The 16064-nt window shown below is 69.7% G+C and carries 16 protein-coding genes; 7 read left to right on the forward strand and 9 right to left on the reverse strand.

Features of this window, described 5'->3' with window-relative positions:
• Nucleotides 1-169 precede the first annotated feature (169 nt).
• Genes ACZ6SF_RS05390 through ACZ6SF_RS05400 form a run of 3 tightly spaced genes read right to left on the reverse strand, consistent with a single transcriptional unit; the run spans nt 170 to nt 1449 of the window.
• A complete protein-coding gene (locus ACZ6SF_RS05390; protein WP_466060737.1) occupies nt 170-613 on the reverse strand; it encodes an SRPBCC family protein in 444 nt (147 codons plus the stop codon).
• Nucleotides 614-649: 36 nt separating this feature from the next.
• Nucleotides 650-1003 (reverse strand): ArsR/SmtB family transcription factor, encoded by a 354-nt coding sequence (locus ACZ6SF_RS05395; RefSeq protein ID WP_466060738.1) that lies wholly within the window; start codon nt 1001-1003, stop codon nt 650-652.
• Nucleotides 1000-1449: an SRPBCC domain-containing protein gene (locus ACZ6SF_RS05400; RefSeq protein ID WP_466060739.1), complete on the reverse strand. Its 450-nt coding sequence runs from the start codon at nt 1447-1449 to the stop codon at nt 1000-1002. The genes ACZ6SF_RS05395 and ACZ6SF_RS05400 overlap by 4 nt, the downstream gene beginning before the upstream one ends.
• 180 nt (nt 1450-1629) lie before the next feature.
• On the opposite strand from ACZ6SF_RS05400, the gene ACZ6SF_RS05405 reads away from it, so the two are divergent.
• Both ACZ6SF_RS05405 and ACZ6SF_RS05410 read left to right on the forward strand, forming a co-directional pair.
• Nucleotides 1630-2838 (forward strand): low temperature requirement protein A, encoded by a 1209-nt coding sequence (locus tag ACZ6SF_RS05405; protein WP_466060740.1) that lies wholly within the window; start codon nt 1630-1632, stop codon nt 2836-2838.
• Between the two features lie 137 nt (nt 2839-2975).
• Nucleotides 2976-3839: an RNA polymerase sigma factor SigF gene (locus ACZ6SF_RS05410; RefSeq protein ID WP_466060741.1), complete on the forward strand. Its 864-nt coding sequence runs from the start codon at nt 2976-2978 to the stop codon at nt 3837-3839.
• A 20-nt stretch (nt 3840-3859) separates the two neighbouring features.
• Here ACZ6SF_RS05410 and ACZ6SF_RS05415 read toward each other — a convergent pair whose 3' ends face one another.
• A complete protein-coding gene (locus tag ACZ6SF_RS05415; protein WP_466060742.1) occupies nt 3860-5377 on the reverse strand; it encodes a sensor histidine kinase in 1518 nt (505 codons plus the stop codon).
• A complete protein-coding gene (locus ACZ6SF_RS05420) occupies nt 5370-6047 on the reverse strand; it encodes a response regulator (RefSeq protein ID WP_466060743.1) in 678 nt (225 codons plus the stop codon). Before ACZ6SF_RS05420 ends, ACZ6SF_RS05415 begins: the two co-directional genes overlap by 8 nt.
• Nucleotides 6048-6166: 119 nt before the next feature.
• On the opposite strand from ACZ6SF_RS05420, the gene ACZ6SF_RS05425 reads away from it, so the two are divergent.
• The 4 genes from ACZ6SF_RS05425 to ACZ6SF_RS05440 all read left to right on the forward strand — a co-directional run bounded on the left by ACZ6SF_RS05425 (nt 6167) and on the right by ACZ6SF_RS05440 (nt 9245).
• On the forward strand, nt 6167-6532 hold the full coding sequence (locus ACZ6SF_RS05425) for a PepSY domain-containing protein (protein WP_466060744.1): 366 nt from the start codon (nt 6167-6169) through the stop codon (nt 6530-6532).
• Nucleotides 6533-6653: 121 nt separating this feature from the next.
• A complete protein-coding gene (locus ACZ6SF_RS05430; RefSeq protein WP_466060745.1) occupies nt 6654-7349 on the forward strand; it encodes a dienelactone hydrolase family protein in 696 nt (231 codons plus the stop codon).
• 236 nt (nt 7350-7585) lie between these two features.
• The gene (locus tag ACZ6SF_RS05435; RefSeq protein ID WP_466060746.1) at nt 7586-8650 is read left to right on the forward strand and encodes a beta-mannosidase; all 1065 of its coding nucleotides are present in this window, start codon (nt 7586-7588) and stop codon (nt 8648-8650) included.
• Between the two features lie 7 nt (nt 8651-8657).
• Complete coding sequence (locus tag ACZ6SF_RS05440) at nt 8658-9245, forward strand: sugar O-acetyltransferase (protein ID WP_466061350.1); 588 nt, start codon at nt 8658-8660, stop codon at nt 9243-9245.
• On the opposite strand, the gene ACZ6SF_RS05445 is transcribed toward ACZ6SF_RS05440, so the two are convergent.
• The 4 genes from ACZ6SF_RS05445 to ACZ6SF_RS05460 form a co-directional block, all read right to left on the reverse strand.
• A complete protein-coding gene (locus tag ACZ6SF_RS05445; protein ID WP_466060747.1) occupies nt 9238-10059 on the reverse strand; it encodes a YceI family protein in 822 nt (273 codons plus the stop codon). The two genes, ACZ6SF_RS05440 and ACZ6SF_RS05445, sit on opposite strands and share 8 nt — an antisense overlap.
• Nucleotides 10056-12668, reverse strand: coding sequence for an MFS transporter (locus tag ACZ6SF_RS05450; protein WP_466060748.1), 2613 nt, complete (start codon nt 12666-12668; stop codon nt 10056-10058). Before ACZ6SF_RS05450 ends, ACZ6SF_RS05445 begins: the two co-directional genes overlap by 4 nt.
• Nucleotides 12661-13161, reverse strand: coding sequence for a MarR family winged helix-turn-helix transcriptional regulator (locus ACZ6SF_RS05455; protein WP_466060749.1), 501 nt, complete (start codon nt 13159-13161; stop codon nt 12661-12663). The genes ACZ6SF_RS05450 and ACZ6SF_RS05455 overlap by 8 nt, the downstream gene beginning before the upstream one ends.
• A gap of 393 nt (nt 13162-13554) precedes the next feature.
• A complete protein-coding gene (locus tag ACZ6SF_RS05460; RefSeq protein WP_466060750.1) occupies nt 13555-14892 on the reverse strand; it encodes a lipase family protein in 1338 nt (445 codons plus the stop codon).
• 304 nt (nt 14893-15196) lie between these two features.
• Here ACZ6SF_RS05460 and ACZ6SF_RS05465 point away from each other — a divergent pair, with 304 nt between their 5' ends.
• A complete protein-coding gene (locus ACZ6SF_RS05465; protein ID WP_466061351.1) occupies nt 15197-16048 on the forward strand; it encodes a phosphotransferase family protein in 852 nt (283 codons plus the stop codon).
• The last annotated feature ends 16 nt before the right edge of the window (nt 16049-16064 follow it).

Raw genomic sequence — 16064 nt, forward strand, 5'->3', positions numbered from 1 at the left:
CGGATCCCGCGCGAACCGATATCGGTCGGCAGCCCGGCTCCGTGCTGGTCCAGCGCCCGGCCGCCGCACTCAGCAGCATGACGGTAACAAGGTTATCCGCAGTTCGTGGCGTATTCGGCGGAGTCGGTCCGATTCCGGCCGATACTCCGCCGACGCCGCAGGTGGCAGGTCAGTTCCAATTGTCGATTTCGACGTCGTCGGGCGCCGGGGCGCCCCGGCCCGTTTCACCCAGAGACTTCAGGCTCAGGAGGAAGGTCGCCCATTTGGTGCTGCAGTGGTACATGAACTCCACCGGCTCGCGCCAGTCCGTGTGCTCGAAGAGGACGACGGTCCAGTCGCCGGAGCGGTCGAGCTTCCAGTCGATATGAGTGCCGATCCATTCGTCGGGTCCCCCGACGACCTCCCAGCGGATACGACGGTCGGGTTCGAGATCGCGGACCTCCATATCGAAGCCGTCGGCTCCGAAGCGGAACTCCAGTCGTCCGCCGAGTTCGTCACCGGTCCCGGTGGTGTCGGTGGTCCACCATCCGGCGAGGCCGTCGGTGGTGGTGAGGGCCTTGTAGACGTCGGAGGGGGAGGTGCGGATTCCCACTCTGTGCAGGATGTTCACCATGATGTGTCCTCGTTTCGGTGCGGGTGTTCGCGGATTTCACTGCTGAGCGGACCGCCGGTCCTGTTCGCGCTGGATGGCTTCGGCGATCCGCTTGATGCGCTGCAGGCGCGCGTCCCAGGCCGCGCCGACCGAGGCGAGCTGGGCGACGGCGCGGGCGAGCTGGGCCTCGTCCACCCGGTATCGACGCTCCCGGCCGGCGGGGGTGGCGTGGACGAGTCCGACGCGGTGGAGTACGGCCAGATGTTTGGCGACGGCCTGGCGGGTCACGGGAAGTTGCCCGCTGAGGCCGGTCGCCGTGCCCTCGCCCTCGGCGAGGAGCAGGTCGAGCATGCGGCGGCGGGTCGGATCGCCGACCGCCGACCACAGATCGTCGTCGACGGTGGCGCTCATGGGGTCGACACCAGACCGGCCAGGTAGTCGCCGAGCCGCGGGAGGTAGAAATCCCAGCCGTCGGTATGGGCGCGGTACTGCTCTTCCAGGACGGCGGCCTCCCAGCCCATTTCCCGGAAACCGGTTTCGGTGAGCCTGATCCGGGTGCCGGTGCCGGCGGGGACGAGTTCGAAGGTCACCAGGAGCGACGATTCGGTGTCGTCCACGGCGTCCGGGTAGCGCCAGCGGAAGGCGAACACCCGCGGCGGTTCCGAGGTGATGACCTTGATCGGGGAGACGTCCTCGCGCTCGCCCCAGACGAGTTCGCCGACGGATCCGGGGGAGGGATCGAAGGTGGCGCCGTCGGTCCACCATTCCGAGATGTGCTCGGGTCTGCTGACGACCTCGAAGACGATCTCGGGCGCCGCGTCGACATGGATCTCACGTTCGATGCTCCCGTATTCCATGATCACTCCTCTACATGCAACGTTTGGTTGCGTTACACGGTAGGCGATCCTTCCGTGTAACGCAACTACTGGTTGCGCAATGTGGGAGGTACGGCCCTGCGGGCGGCGTACCCGGTGGGAGTCGGCCGTCGGGTGTGGAGGAAAGTGCGATCGGCCTCGCCGGGTGCGAGGATCTGCGCTATGAGTGGATCCAATCGGGTGCGCCTGCAACCTGTCGCGCAGGGCGCCGCGGTCACCCAGCTCGAGCTGTTCTTCGACCTGGTCCTCGTCTTCGCGCTGACCAAGGTCACCGATCTGGCCGCCGACGAGACGACCGCGAAGAACATGCTGCGCGCACTGCTGGTGCTCGCGGTGATGTGGTGGGTCTGGATCGCCTACAGCTGGCTCGGCAATGTGGTGCGGGCCGACGAGGGACTGGCCCGGGTGGCGATGTTCGTCGCCATGGGCGCCGCGTTCATCGCGGCCCTCACCATTCCGGAGGCGTTCCACGATCTGCCCGGCGGCTGGTTCGGGCCGCTGGTGTTCGCCATCGCCTACCTGGTGGCCCGGCTGGTGCACCTGGTGATGTTCTGGCTGGCCAGCGCCTCGGATCCGGGCCTGCGCGAGCAGGTGGTCCGGTGGGGGCTGGGATCGATCACCATCGGGACCGCGCTGCTGGTCATCGCGGCGATGACCTCCGGCGCCGTGCAGATCGCGCTGTGGATCGCGGCCATCGTCGGCGATATGCTCTGGACCCTGCTGGCGGGCGAGGGCTGGCGGGTGAACTCGGCCCGGCATTTCTCGGAACGCTACGGATTGATCATCATCGTGGCGCTGGGCGAGTCGATCGTCTCGATCGGGATCGGTGTCGCGGCGCTACCCATCTCCTGGCCGATCACCCTCGGATCGCTACTGGGGCTCGCCATCTCGGGGCTGCTCTGGTGGGCGTATTTCGATGTCGCGGCGCTGTCGGTGGAACACGCGCTGGCCGCCGCCGACGGTGACCGGCAGATCAAGATCGCCAGGAACAGCTACACCTACTGGCATTTCCCGATGATCGTCGGAATCATCGCGCTGTCGCTGGGTTTGAAGAAGGTGCTGTACTACGTCGGTGACAGCTCGCATCACTCGCTCACCGACGCGCTGTACGGTATTCCGCTCTTCGCGCTGTACGGCGGTGTGGCGCTCTACCTGATCGGCCTGGTGGGCTGCAAAGCGTATGCGACGGGACAGGTCACGATATCGCGGGTGGTGGCCGTCGTCGTGCTGTTCGCCCTGATTCCGCCGGCGGCCGCACTGCCGGCGCTGGCCTCGCTGTCGATCCTGTGCGCGGTACTGGTGGTGCTGATCGGCTGGGAGACCGTCCGTTTCGCGCAACCGCGCGAGGAGATCCGGCACGGCGAGCACTGACGACCGCGGCGCCGGGAGCAGCGAGTTCGCTTTTGTTCGGGCAAATCTGACCTGATCACGTTTCGATCACGCGGACGCGGGTATCAACGTGAGGTCGAGCCGATCACCGAGCCGATTGGGACGCCCGAGGAGCCCAGATGAACGATACGACCGCTGTCGCGGCGCCGAGCCGGACCGCCACCGCACCCAGCCCGTCGCGGTCACGCCGTGGCGGCGACAGTTACGACGACATCGAACCCTGGTTCGAGAAGATGGAGGCCCTTGCCCCGGACGATCCGCACCGGCGGGAGCTGCGGGACCACATCCTGCACCTGAGCCTGCCGCTGGCCGAACACATCGCGCGCCGTTTCACCGGCCGCGGTGAGGCCTTCGACGATCTGCTCCAGATCGCGCGCGTCGGACTGGTGCACGCGGTGGACCGCTTCGACACCGGCCGGGGCAGTTCGTTCCTCTCGTTCGCGGTACCCACGGTGATGGGTGAGGTGCGCCGCCACTTCCGCGATCACACCTGGGCGGTGCGGGTGCCCCGCAGCACCAAGGAACTGCATCTGCGGGTGGGACCGGCCACCGAGGAGCTCTACCAGCGGCTGGGCCGGATGCCGACCGCGCGCGAGATCGCGACGGAGCTCGACGTGGAACTGACCGACGTCACCCAGGCGCTCATCGCGGGCAACGGGCACACCAGCAACTCCCTCGACGCCACCGTGCGGGACCAGGACGACGACAGTGCGCCGCCGGCCGTACTGGCCCGGCTGGGCAGCGAGGAACCCTGCTACGAACTGCTCGAGGACGCCATGACGGTGCGTCCGCTCATCGAGGCGCTGCCCCGGCGTGAGCGTCAGGTACTCGTGTGGCGGTTCTTCGGCGGACTGACACAGGTGCAGATCGCCGAGCGGCTCGGGATTTCGCAGATGCAGGTATCGCGCATTCTGGCCAAGACGCTGAAGACATTGCGCGAGCAGGCGCTGGCCGACGAAGACGAATACGCGCCGGCCGCCTGACCGCGGCCGGGTTCCGGCGGTCAGGACGCGTCGCCGGAGGCGGGCAGTTCCACGATGAAGTGGGCCCCGCCGAGGGCTCCGGTTCCACAGCGGATGGTGCCCCGGTGGCGTTCGATGACATCGCGGACGATGGCCAGTCCGAGCCCGGCACCGCCGTCGTCGCGGCTGCGGGCATCGTCGAGCCGGACGAAACGCTGGAAGATTCGCGCCCGATCGGCCTCGGGTACGCCCGGCCCGTCGTCGGCGACGGTGACCACCGCGGTGTTGTGTCCGCGGGTCAGCTCCACTCGCACCGTGGTGGCGGCGTGACGCTGCGCGTTGTCGACCAGATTGCCGAGGACCCGGGCGAGCTGGGTGCGGCTGCCGAGAACGGTGATCGGCGTATCGGAGGCCGCGAAGCCGACCGGGATCCGGTCGGCGGGGCGACGGTCGAGTTCACCGCGGATGAGCTCGGTCAGCGCCACCCGTTCGCTGCGCGGCTGCTCACCGGCGTCGAGCCGGGCCAGGAGCAGTAGATCCGCGGCCAGATGTTCCAGCCGGACCGTGTCCTCGAGCAGTCCGCCCGGTTCGAGCAGCCCCGGATGCGCCTGCGCGACCTCGAGCTGGGTCCGCAGGCTGGCGATCGGACTACGCAGTTCGTGGGCCGCGTCGGCGATGAAACGACGCTGCCGCTGCGCGGATTCCTCCAGGGCGGCGAGAGTGTCGTTGGTGGTGATGGCCAGCCGCGCGATCTCGTCGCGGGACGCGGGTTCCGGAACCCGGCGCGACAGGTCGCCGTGCATGATTTCGGCGAGTTCGGTACGGATCGCCTCCACCGGGCGCAGCGCCCGACGGGTCACCAGCCAGGTCACCGCGGCGACGAGCACGAGCAGCAGCGGCAGACCGGTCAGCATGGCCGCGCGCGCATCGGCCACCGCGCTGTCGGCGGTATCCAGCGAGGTCCCGGCGTACACGGTGACCGGCCGGCCGTCGGGTGCGGTACCGGCGAGCGCGGCGACCCGGAATCGGTCGGTGGTGGTGGGGTCGTCCACGGCGAGCTCGACATCACCGAACACGGCCTCGGTCGCCGCCGACGCGATCCCGGCGTCGTCGCCGGTGCCGGGTGCCGCGGCCCCGACACCGGCGGCTGTACCGCCGGGCGCCGTCTCGTCGTCCTCGTCGCTGTCTTCGTCCTCGTCGAACTGCTCGGCATCGTCGTCGTCCTCGTCGGCGGCATACGGGCCGAACCCCGCCATCGGTGGGCTGCCGCGCAGTTCCTCGTCGGCGGCCAGTACCCGACCGTCCATCGAGACCACCTGTACCGGTTCGTCTTCCGGATCGGGCAGGCGGAGCCGGTCGAGCGCGGTTCCGGCGTCCAGTTGGGCGACGATATCGCGACCGGTGTGTTCGGCCTGCAGGCTCGCGCTCTCCACGAGATTGCCGCGCAGGGCCGTGAGAACCAGGAGCCCCGCCGCGCCGAGTCCGGCGGCGACCACCGCGGTCGCGCCGAGAGTCGTGCGCGCCCGGACCGAACGCCACCGCGATGCGCGCTCAGCCACGGTCGGCGGCCAGCCGGTATCCCGCGCCGCGGACCGTCAGGATGGTCCGGCAGCCGAAGGGGGCGTCGATCTTGCGGCGCAGGGTGCTGATGTAGACCTCGACGATATTCGGATCGCCGTCGTAGGCGAAGTCCCAGACATGGTGCAGGATATCGGCTTTCGAGACCACCTCGCCCGCGCGCACCGCCAGGTGCTCCAGGACCGCGAATTCCTTCGCGGTGAGCGATACTTCGCGGTCACCACGGAGACACTGCCTGGTGGCGGGGTCGACGACCAGATCGCCGATACGCAGCACCCGGCTGCCGCCACGGGTGCGGCGGCGCAGCAGCGCGCGGATACGTGCCAGCAGCACCACGTACGAAAACGGTTTGCAGAGATAGTCGTCCGCGCCGGTGTCGAGACCCTCCGCTTCGTCGTATTCGCCGTCCTTCGCGGTGAGCATCAGGATCGGGGTCTCGTGTCCGGCGGCGCGCACGGTGGAGCACACCCGGTAGCCGTTCATCCCCGGCAGCATGATGTCGAGGATGATCAGGTCGTAGTCGGTACCGGTGGCGCGGAGCAGGCCTTCGGCGCCGTCGTGGACGACATCGACAGCGAAACCCTCCGCGGACAAACCCTGGGCGAGCGCGAGAGCAAGACGCTTCTCGTCCTCCACGATCAGCAGGCGCATCCCCCAAGACTGTCAGACCCGCCTGAAATGATCTTCAGGTTGCTTCAGGTGGGCTTCAGCTGCGCGCTGCCACAGTGGTGATCGCAGTCGGGAAGGGCTGCTCTACAGGAGGTTTCACCATGGCATCTGTCTTCCGTCGCGCGTTCACCGGATTGCGCTGGCTGCTCGTCGGCGCGGCGGTCGCGGCCTTCACCGCGATCGCCTCGCTCGCCGTCGCCGGAGTAACCCTCGGCCACGGACCGCAAGCGCAACCGGACACGACCGGCGGCTGGTCGCTGGTCGCCGATCCCGGTATCGACCGGCAGCAGGCCATGGATACCGCCGCGGCGGCGGTCGCGGGCAGCCGGGCGGTATCGGCAGAATTCGAGACCGAACACGGCGCCCCGCGGTGGGAGGTCGAGGTCGTCACCCCCGACGGGCGGGAATTCGAGGTGACCGTCGACGCCGCGACCGGGCGGGTGGTGGGGTCCCCTGTTCCCGACTGAGCGCCGGGTCGCCGATCGTCGCCGCACCCGGCCGGTGATCGGCGACCGGGCCCGGTCCGGCACTAGACTCGCGACCACTGTTGCCGCGAAATGCCGGACTCGAACAGGAGATGACCCGCCGATGACGATGATCCAGCTGGCTGCTCCCGACGGTGATATCGCCGCGCACCGGGAAGCCCCGGAGGGCCCCGGGCCGTGGCCGGGAGTGGTGGTGCTCCACGATGCCGTCGGTCTCACCGCCGATACCCGGCGTCATACGCGGATGCTCGCCGACAACGGATATCTGGCCTTGGCGCCCGATCTGTTCGCCCGGGGCGCACGCTGTGTGCCGGGGGTTTTCCGTGATCTGCTGTTCACCGGTGACGGCCGGGCGGTGCGCGATATCCTCGCCGCGCTGGACCGGTTGCGCAACGATCCGGCGTGTACGGGCAAGGTCGCGGTGGCGGGCTTCTGTATGGGTGGCGGATTCGCCCTGCTGACCGCGCCCCGGGGTTTCGACGCGGCGGCGCCGTTCTATCCGACCAGCCGTGGCAATTACGCCGAGATGCTGCGGGGGAGCTGCCCGATCGTGGCGAGTTACGGTCGGCTGGATCCCATCAATATCCACCGGGCCGAACGGATGGAGCGGGTGCTCGACGAATACGGCGTTCCGCACGATGTGAAGACCTATCCGGGGGTCACCCACGGGTTCGCGAACCGGCTTCCGGTCGAACCGGTGATCCGGGTGACCGGGCTCGGATACGACGAAGAGGCCAGCGGCGACGCGTGGCGGCGGGTCTTCGCCTTCTTCGACGCCCATCTGGGGTCGCCGGGCTGATCGTGGCGGAGGTGTTCCCGGTCCCGGGAGCGGGTGGGAAATTCGAACCGCTGAATATCGTACCGTCACCTAACGGTGAATGGCCGCGAATGGGTCGCGGTCGCCGGTACGGAGGTGGATCGATATGTCCAACAACTTCTTCGGCTTCATGCTGATGTTCCTCGGCATGATGATGATGCTGAACTGACAGCCGGCCCGGGCGGTGCGGCCGGATTTCCCAGGACGGAGGTTCGGGTGTGCCCGCAGGTCGCGTGAGCGTCGCCGGGGGAGCGTTGCGGCTGGACGGGGCGCCCTGGTGGCCCGCCGGCCTCGACGCCTATCAGCTCGCGACGGACTGGTCGGTCAATCGCGGCTGCGGTGCGCAGGTCGATCTCGACCGTTATTTCGCCGCACTGCCCGCGCGGTCGCTGACGCGCTTCAACGCCTTCGAAGCGCTGGCCACCGAGGAAGCGACCGGCACCCGGAACTGGTCGGCCGTGGACGCGGTGTTCACCGCGGCCCGGCGGCACGGGCAACTGGTGATCCCGGTGCTGACCGCGCAGGACGGCGCCTGCGAGGACGAGATCTACAAACAATACGACTGGTACACCGGAGGCTGGCAGACCCGGCCGCACGGAATCGCCGCCTCCTTCCGGGAATGGCTGATCGCCGCGGTATCGCGGTGGCGGGATTCGCCCGCCCTCGCCGCCTGGGAGATCATCGGCGAGCCCGAGCCCGGCCGCTGTCCCGGGGGTGATTGCGCGGCGGCCGCGCGGGTCTGTCCCCCGGACGCGGCGGTGGTGCTGCGCACCTTCATGGACGAGGCCGGGGCGCTGGTGCGTGCGGCCGCACCCGGGGTGCCGATCACCGCGGGTCTGCTGGGTGGCGGCCAATGTGGTTCCGCCGGAGACGAATACGGCTATCTGGCCGAATCGCGGTTCGTCGATATTCTGCAGTACCACGACTATCACGCCGACGGGGTGCCGCTCCCCGGCGACCGGTGGAACGGGCTGGCCCGCCGGATAGCGCAGGCCCGGGCGGCGGGTAAAGCGCTACTGGTCGGCGAAATCGGCCAGTACGCCGATGGTTCGGACTCCTCCCTGCGGCGGCGGGCCGCCGATATCGATCGCAAGATCGCCGGGCAGCGCGCCGCCGGGACGGCGGGTGCGCTGCTGTGGGCGTTCGTCCCCGATCCGCGAACGGGTCCCCGAACCTATGACATCGGTCCGGCCGATCCGCTCTTCGAGGTGCTCGCCCGGCACAACGCCGTCCATCCCGCCGCCGCGCGCGGCGGCGGTTACCCTCGGACCCGTGGCCGATAACCGGACGATGCGAGAGCTGATGCTGGCGGGGGAGCCCTACCTCGCCGACGACCCGGAACTGCGGGAACTGAGTCTGCGGGCGATGGATCTCATGGAGGCCTACAACGCCACGCCGATGCGGGAGGTCGCGCGCCGTCGTGCGCTGTTGACCGACCTGCTCGGCGCGGTGGGTGAGGACACCGAGATCAGGCCGCCGCTGCGGGTGGACTACGGCACCCGGATCCGGATCGGGTCGGGGAGTTTCGTGAACTTCGGGCTGGTGGCCCTCGACGTCGCGGCGATCACGATCGGTGACGATGTCCAGATCGGCAGCAATGTCCAGCTACTGACACCCACGCATCCGCTGGACCCGGTGCGCCGGCGCGCGAAATGGGAGGCCGCGCAACCGATCACCATCGGCGACAACGTCTGGCTCGGCAGCGGGGCGATCGTTCTGGCCGGAGTGACGATCGGCGCCGACACCGTGGTCGGTGCCGGCGCCGTGGTCACTCGCGATCTGCCCGCCGGTGTGGTGGCGGTGGGCAATCCCGCCCGGGTGATCCGCACTCTCGACGACGGCGGCGATACCCGGGCCGAGCCCGCGGAACTCACATAGCGGGAAGTTGCTCGCCCTGGACCACCTGGATATCGAGTTCCAGTTTGACCGTGGTGCCCACCGCGGCCACCCCGGCCCGGACCACCGCGTTGTAGTCGATGGCGAAATCGTTGCGGTGCAGCAGCGTTTCGGCGTGGAAGGCCGCCCGGACACCGCCCCAGGGATCGGCGCCGAAGCCACCGAAGGTCACGTCGAGATCGACCTGCCGCCGCTGTCCGTGCAGGCTCAGCTCGCCGGGCATCACCCAGGTGTCGGCCCCGGTACGGCGCAGGCCGCGGCCGGTGAACGCGATAACCGGATACTGTTCGACGTCCAGGAAATCCGCCGAGCGCAGATGATCGTCACGCATGGTGATCCCGGTATCGATACAGGCGGCCTTGATCTCGGCGTATCCGGAGGACCGATCGAAGGGCTCGGCGATATCGATCCGCCCGCCGACATCGGGGAACCGGGCCTTGATACTCGAGATGCCGAGGTGGCGCGCGGTGGCGATCACCGTCGAATGCACGGGATCGATGGTCCAGGGCCCGGCCGGCGGGAGCGCCACGGTCTCCACGGCGGAGACGAGGGTGATCTCGCCGAGCGACCCGGTACCCGTCGCGGATATCTGGGCGGTGCGGGCCAGCGGCTGATAGCCCGGCGCGGTGAGGACGGCGGTGTGAATGCCCTGGGGCAGGGCCTCGGTGGCCACCGTGCCGGTCTCGTCGGCGACGACCCGGGCGATCTGATGTCCGGTGGCGTCGGTGACGGTGAGTACCGCGCCGGCCAGTGGCCAGCTCTCGGGGGTGCGGATGCGGGCGGTCAGTCCGGTCATGCGTGGTCCTCGTTTCCGTATCCGAGCCGGATGTCGTAGCCGGCTTCCTCACCGGTGACGTTCACCTGCCCGGTGACCGGCGGGTAGCCGCGGGCGACCACCGTGTACTGCCCTTCGGGCAGGTCGGTGACCACGTACCGGCCGTTCTCGTCGGTGCGCACGGTCGCGACGACATCACCGGTCGCGTCCAGCACCGTCACCTGGATATCGGTGGCGACGCGTCCGCCCTCGGCGCCGGCCGAGCCGGTGAGTACCGCCATCGGGGCGAGTTCGATGTCGTGGCGCAGCATGCCGGTATCGGGCACGGTGAGCGCGCTGGCGTTGGGGCGCATATGGTGTGCGACCGCGACCAGCGTGTAGACACCCGGCACCACGCCGTGGCACAGGTAGGCGCCGTCGGTTCCCGAGGCGGCCGAGGCCACGACCTCGCCGCGCTGATCGGTCACCGTGACCGTGGCCCCGGCCAGCGGTTCACCGCCGCGCGCCGAGCGCACCACGCCGGAGAGTTCGCCCAGTCCCGACAGAGTGAGGTCCAGCCGCGCGAGCTGTCCGTTGACCGCCACATTGATCGCGGCGGGCCGGTGCCCGGCCGCGGAGGCGATGAGTACGTAGTTCCCGGCTCCCGGGGCGCCGATGGTGTAGCTGCCGTCGCCGCCGCCGATCGCCCGCGCGACCTGATGTCCGCGCTGGTCGATCAGGGTGAGCGCGGCACCGAGGACAGGGCCGCCGTCGTCCCGGGTGATCCGGCCCTCGAGCGCCGCGGATTCCGGAGATCCACCCGTGCTCGCGCCCGCCGACAGGGTCGTCGTCGCGGGCGCGCCCGCGCCGTACACGCCGTGGCCGTTCTGCCCGGTGGTCGCCGGACCGGCCATGGCGCCGACCGGTACCGGTACCGGTTCGGCCGGTGTGCCGTCGGGCCGCCGCTCTCCGCCGGCCTGCGCGCCCACCGGTTCGGGGACGTTGTACGGGGTGGTGTCGAGACCGGAGAGGTCGTCGGGCACCCGGTCTTTCGCCGGATCGGCGGTCATCGGATCGGCGACCGCGGCCGCGGGGTCGGCCACCGGTTCGATATCGATGGTGCGCCGCAGGGGGCGGTTCGGCAGCAGGATGGCGGCGATGAGCGCCACCACCGTCGCGATCGCGGCGATGAGGAAGATCCGCCCGGTGGCGTCGCCGTATGAGAAGCGCACGATCTCGGCGATGGGCGCGGGCAGCGCCTTCAGGTCGAGATTGCCGCTGCCGGAGGACGAGCCCGTGGGGATGCCCAGTTCGGCGAATCGTGCACTGGACAGTTCGGCCACCCGGGTGGCCAGGACGGAGCCGAGGACCGAGACGCCGATGGCGCCGCCGAAGGTGCGGAAGAAGGCGACGCTGCTGGAGGCGGCGCCGATGTTCTGAACGCTGACGGTGTTCTGGACGGCAAGCACGAGGTTCTGCATCATCATGCCGACGCCCGCGCCGGTGAGGGTGATGAAGGTACCGATCAGCCACATATTGGTGGCGTGGTCGACCGTGGACAGCAGCCCGAATCCGACCACCAGCAGCGCGGCGCCGGAGACCACGAACGGCTTCCATTTGCCGAACCGGGTGATCAGCGCACCGGAGGTGACCGACGCGACGAGCATGCCCGCGACCATCGGCGAGGACAGCAGCCCGGCGGCGGTGGGGGAGTAGCCGCGGGCGGTTTGCAGGTACTGGCCGAGGAAGGTGGTGGCCCCGAACATGCCGACGCCGACGGCGATGGAGGCGATGATGGCCAGCGCGGTGGTGCGTTCGGTGACGATCTTCAGCGGGATCACCGGATCCTTGACCCGCGACTCCACCAGCACGGTGGCGAGCAGCAGCAGGACACCGCCGCCGACGTACAGCGCGGATTCGGTGGACCACCACTCGTAGTAGCCGGCCTTACCGGCGAAGGACACCCAGATCAGCAGGACCGAGACGCCCGCGGTGAGCAGCAGGGCTCCGGGCCAGTCGATGGATACGTCGTCCTTGCGCGTCGTGGGCAGTCGCAGCGTGTGCTGCAGCAGGAACAGCGCGATCACGGCGAGCGGGATGCAGATGTAGAAGCACCAGCGCCAGCCCAGCGGGCTGTCGACGATGACGCCGCCGAGGATGGGTCCGCCGGTCATGGAGACGGCCATGACCGCGCCCATGTAGCCGGAGTAGCGGCCGCGTTCGCGCGGCGGGACGATGCTGCCGATGATGGCGACGACGAGGGCGGTCAGTCCGCCCATGCCGACGCCCTGGAGGGCGCGGGCGGCGAGCAGGAGTCCGACGTTGTGGGCGAGTCCGGCGATGACCGAGCCGATGACGAAGATGACGATGGCGGTTTGGACCAGGGTCTTCTTGTTGAAGAGGTCGGCGAGTTTGCCCCAGATGGGGGTGGAGGCGGCGTTGGTGAGCAGGGCGGTGGTGATGACCCAGGCGTAGGCGGTTTGGGAGCCTTGTAGGTCGGCGATGATGGTGGGTAGGGCGTTGGCGACGATGGTGGTGCTGAGCAGCGCGGTGAACAGCGCGGCCAGCAGGCCTGTCATCGCTTCGAGGATCTGGCGATGGCTCATGGCGAGCGGATCGCGAGAGGCTGCGGGCGCCTCGGTGTCAGACATCGGCTCTCTCTTTCGAAACCTGCGAATTCTCGTCCGGTACGCCACAGCGGTCGCCGGAATCGGTGGCATTGAGGGAATTACGGAGTCGGCGTACGGCCAGGAACGCCTGTTCGGCGTCGTCCTCGCTCCAGTCGCCGAGCGTCTCCTGCAGATGGCGGGTATGGATATCCCGCGCGTGGTGCAGCAGGTTCTGCCCGTCGCCGCTGAGCTCGACCAGTGCGGCCCGGCCGTCACTGGGATCGGCTCGTCTGCTGATATATCCTGCGGCGGCCAGTTCCGTGATGTGCCTGCTCATGGCCGACGCGGTGATGCGCAGATCGCTCGCGAGATCGACCTGCCGGCACGGGCCCCTCGTCTCGAGGGTGGTGAGGACCCCGAGAGCCCCGGGCAGGAGCTCGCCGGCGTCGGAGTGGGCCAGTGCCGACCGCAGTGCCCGGCTGATCTGGAACATCTCGCCGAGGAGTTTCTGCGCGGTGGCGGCTGAGACGGTCACGACGACTCCAAGACAGTGATTAGTTTCTTTCGGTAATCAACAATATATCGGTTGCTTGCGCTAATCAACTATCGGGGTGGGCGGTGAATGTGCAGGTAGCCGCAGTTTTTCGGACATTTGGGATGATCGTGGCGCGGTGTGTGGGCCGGGCCGGCACGCGTGCGGGAACGGTGACAGCGGCTGCGGCGGGCGCGAATGCGCCGGGCCGGAGGAGCGTCGGGGCCGGTCATCGGGGCATTTGCCGCCGCTTCGCCGGGGATCGCCGGGTCCGCGCCCGGACAACGAAAAGGCCGCCTCGACGTGGTGATCGGTATCACCTTCGGCCGAGGCGGCCGGGGAACGGAACGGCGGGGTGGCAGGCGATGTGCCGCCCGGCCGCCCCGCCGGGTGGGATCAGTCGATCGTGCAGCCGGAAACCGGTTTGCCCGCCAGTCGATCGAGCAGATAGGTGATCGCGTTGTCCGGGCCGAACCCGTCGATCATCTCGGGACCGAAATGGTTGGGGATGGTGGTGCCGGGCAGGATGGGCGGCAGGTCGTTGGTGCGGAAGGTGACCGTCGCGCCCTGTCCGCACCAGTCGTCGGCCAGTCGCCGGGCCTGGTTGTAGGGGACGGTGTCGTCGTTGAGGCCGCTGGTGATCAGCACGGGGGTGGCCGGTGCGCGGCTTCCGAGCCGGAGTTCGGACAGCGCCGGAGCGGCCTCGGGGATCTCGTTCAGATGCTCGGTGAGCGAGCGTCCGTCGACGGTCAGCGAACTCGTTTTCATGAACGGGTGGTGGGTGATGATGTCCCCGATGCACATATCGCTCAGCTCGGCGAGTGTGGCCCGCCCGGCCGGGCCGGTGACGCGGTCCACCGCCTTCTGCAGATCGGGGTAGCGGGCCAGCAGGCCGTTGACGGCGAATCCGATGGCGCCGCCGATGAGCGCGCCGTCGATCCGCTTCAGGATCTCGGCGAGATCGGCGACCGGGCCGCCGGCCCAGGTGCCCCGCAGGTTCAGTTCCGGTGCGTACTCGGTCTGCATCTCCGCGGCCGCGCCCACGGCGCCGCCGCCCTGGGAGTAACCCCAGAACACCACCGGGGTGTCGGCGCCGACTCCGCCGAGCGCATTCGCGGCCCGTGCGCCGTCGAGTACGGCATGCGCCTGTTCGATCCGGTTGGCGTAGGTGTGGATGCCGGGGGTGCCCAGGCCGACGTAGTCGGTGACCAGGACGCGGGCGCCCAGCCGGCTCCAGACCGCCGACGACGGCAGTTCCTGGTTCGCCGACAGCGAGGGGGAGGGGTCGGCGGTGATCGAGATCCCGGTGGAGAACGCCTTCGACATCGCGCACCGGTCGCCCTGGCCCGAGGTGCCCGGGCCGATGACCACCGTCGGTCGCGGGCCCGCTCCCAGCCACGGGCCCGCGGCGTCGATATAGGTCCCGGTGACCGCCACCGGCGAGCCGTCCTGCAGCCGGGTGGTGTACATGACGTGGTCGGCCTTGCCGGGCCATCCCTGTTCGGTGGGCAGGGCGGCCAGCAGCGACATGGGCCGGGTCTTGATGACGGCTCCGGGCTCGGCGGGGATCTGGGCCGGCGGGAGGTAGAAATCGTCCGGGGCCGCCGCCGCCTGCGGCTGATTCGCCGCGATCCCTACCGCCGCGGCGGCGCAGGCGATAACCACCGCGACCGCGGCGCCCCGTCCTGCCGGTCCGCGCAGCCCCCACCGGGAACGCCACTGTTTCCGAATCATCGTCACTCTCCATGCCGTCCGCCCCGGAACCGTATCCGGGTGCCGGATCACAGCGCGCTGCCGAACGTGGCTTGTTTCACGCCTGTGACCTACCGGACAGTAACATGGATATCGGCGGGCGCCGTCGAGGTGGTCGGCTCCGGACTCCGTTGCCGGGGAAGCCGTCACGGCCCCGGACCCCGCCCCGGCCGTGACCTCCGCGGTTCGGTGCGGGGACCGAACCGGAGGGAGGCAGGTGGAGCACACGCGGAAACCCGCCTCGTCACCCGCCGGTACGGCTCCGCGGCGTGATCCCGCCGACCCGGTGGATATCCGTGACCGCCGCCGCGAACTGCTGCGGCACCTGCTGCCGGGCGAGCCGGATACGGTAGTGCGGCGAGGGCAGTTCCACGAGGTGATCGTGGGTGCGGACCGCGTGGTCTGCCTGCCGCGTACTCCCGCCGCGGCCGCGCGGCTGCCCGGACGAGCGCGGAGATTACATGCTCTCCGGGCGCTGGACCTCGGGGTCCGGACACCGGTTCCGCTGGCGGAAGGCCGGGACGAGGACGCCACGCCCTATCTGGTGCTGGACCGGATCCCCGGCGCCCCACTCGATCCCGCGGTGCTCGCCCGCTCCGATACGGCGGATACCGTCGCGGATCGGTACGCGCGGATGCTGACCGCGATGGCCGGCGCCGGGCAGGACCCGGCCGCGCGGCGCCTGCTGCCGCGTACCCCGGCCGGCCGCTGGCCGGATTTCGCCCGTCGGGTGCGGGCGGACCTGTTCCCGCTGCTATCGGCCCGCGGGCGGGACCGGGCGGACCGGGAACTCACGGCGCTCGAGGTGATCCGGCCGCGCGCCGACGCGGTCGTCCACGGTGACCTCGGCGTGGACAACGTGCTGTGGGAGTGCGGCGACGGGGTGCCGCGGATAACCGGGGTCCTCGACTGGGACGATATCGCCCTCGGGGACCGGGCCGAGGATCTCGCGGCGATCGAGGCCGGCCACGGGCGCGCGTTCGTGCATACGATCCTGGCCCGTGCCGGCCCGGTCGATCCGGGGCTCGCCGCGCGTATCGCGGCCATCCGCGCGACCTTCGCGCTTCAGCAGGCGCTCGCGGGACTGCGCGACGGTGATCCGGCGGAACTGGCGGCGGGCTTGGCCGAATATCGCTGAGATCGGCCGGCCGCCG

The organism is Nocardia sp. NPDC049935, from assembly GCF_055586645.1.

Bases quoted from the DNA above. Each gene is read 5' to 3' on its own strand.
- ACZ6SF_RS05390 (WP_466060737.1), bottom strand. From the start codon at position 613: ATGGTGAACATCCTGCACAGAGTGGGAATCCGCACCTCCCCCTCCGAC.
- ACZ6SF_RS05400 (WP_466060739.1), bottom strand. From the start codon at position 1,449: ATGGAATACGGGAGCATCGAACGTGAGATCCATGTCGACGCGGCGCCC.
- ACZ6SF_RS05460 (WP_466060750.1), bottom strand. From the start codon at position 14,892: ATGATTCGGAAACAGTGGCGTTCCCGGTGGGGGCTGCGCGGACCGGCA.
- ACZ6SF_RS05450 (WP_466060748.1), bottom strand. From the start codon at position 12,668: ATGTCTGACACCGAGGCGCCCGCAGCCTCTCGCGATCCGCTCGCCATG.
- ACZ6SF_RS05440 (WP_466061350.1), top strand. From the start codon at position 8,658: ATGCGAGAGCTGATGCTGGCGGGGGAGCCCTACCTCGCCGACGACCCG.
- ACZ6SF_RS05420 (WP_466060743.1), bottom strand. From the start codon at position 6,047: ATGCGCCTGCTGATCGTGGAGGACGAGAAGCGTCTTGCTCTCGCGCTC.
- ACZ6SF_RS05410 (WP_466060741.1), top strand. From the start codon at position 2,976: ATGAACGATACGACCGCTGTCGCGGCGCCGAGCCGGACCGCCACCGCA.
- ACZ6SF_RS05395 (WP_466060738.1), bottom strand. From the start codon at position 1,003: ATGAGCGCCACCGTCGACGACGATCTGTGGTCGGCGGTCGGCGATCCG.
- ACZ6SF_RS05430 (WP_466060745.1), top strand. From the start codon at position 6,654: ATGACGATGATCCAGCTGGCTGCTCCCGACGGTGATATCGCCGCGCAC.
- ACZ6SF_RS05405 (WP_466060740.1), top strand. From the start codon at position 1,630: ATGAGTGGATCCAATCGGGTGCGCCTGCAACCTGTCGCGCAGGGCGCC.
- ACZ6SF_RS05445 (WP_466060747.1), bottom strand. From the start codon at position 10,059: ATGACCGGACTGACCGCCCGCATCCGCACCCCCGAGAGCTGGCCACTG.
- ACZ6SF_RS05425 (WP_466060744.1), top strand. From the start codon at position 6,167: ATGGCATCTGTCTTCCGTCGCGCGTTCACCGGATTGCGCTGGCTGCTC.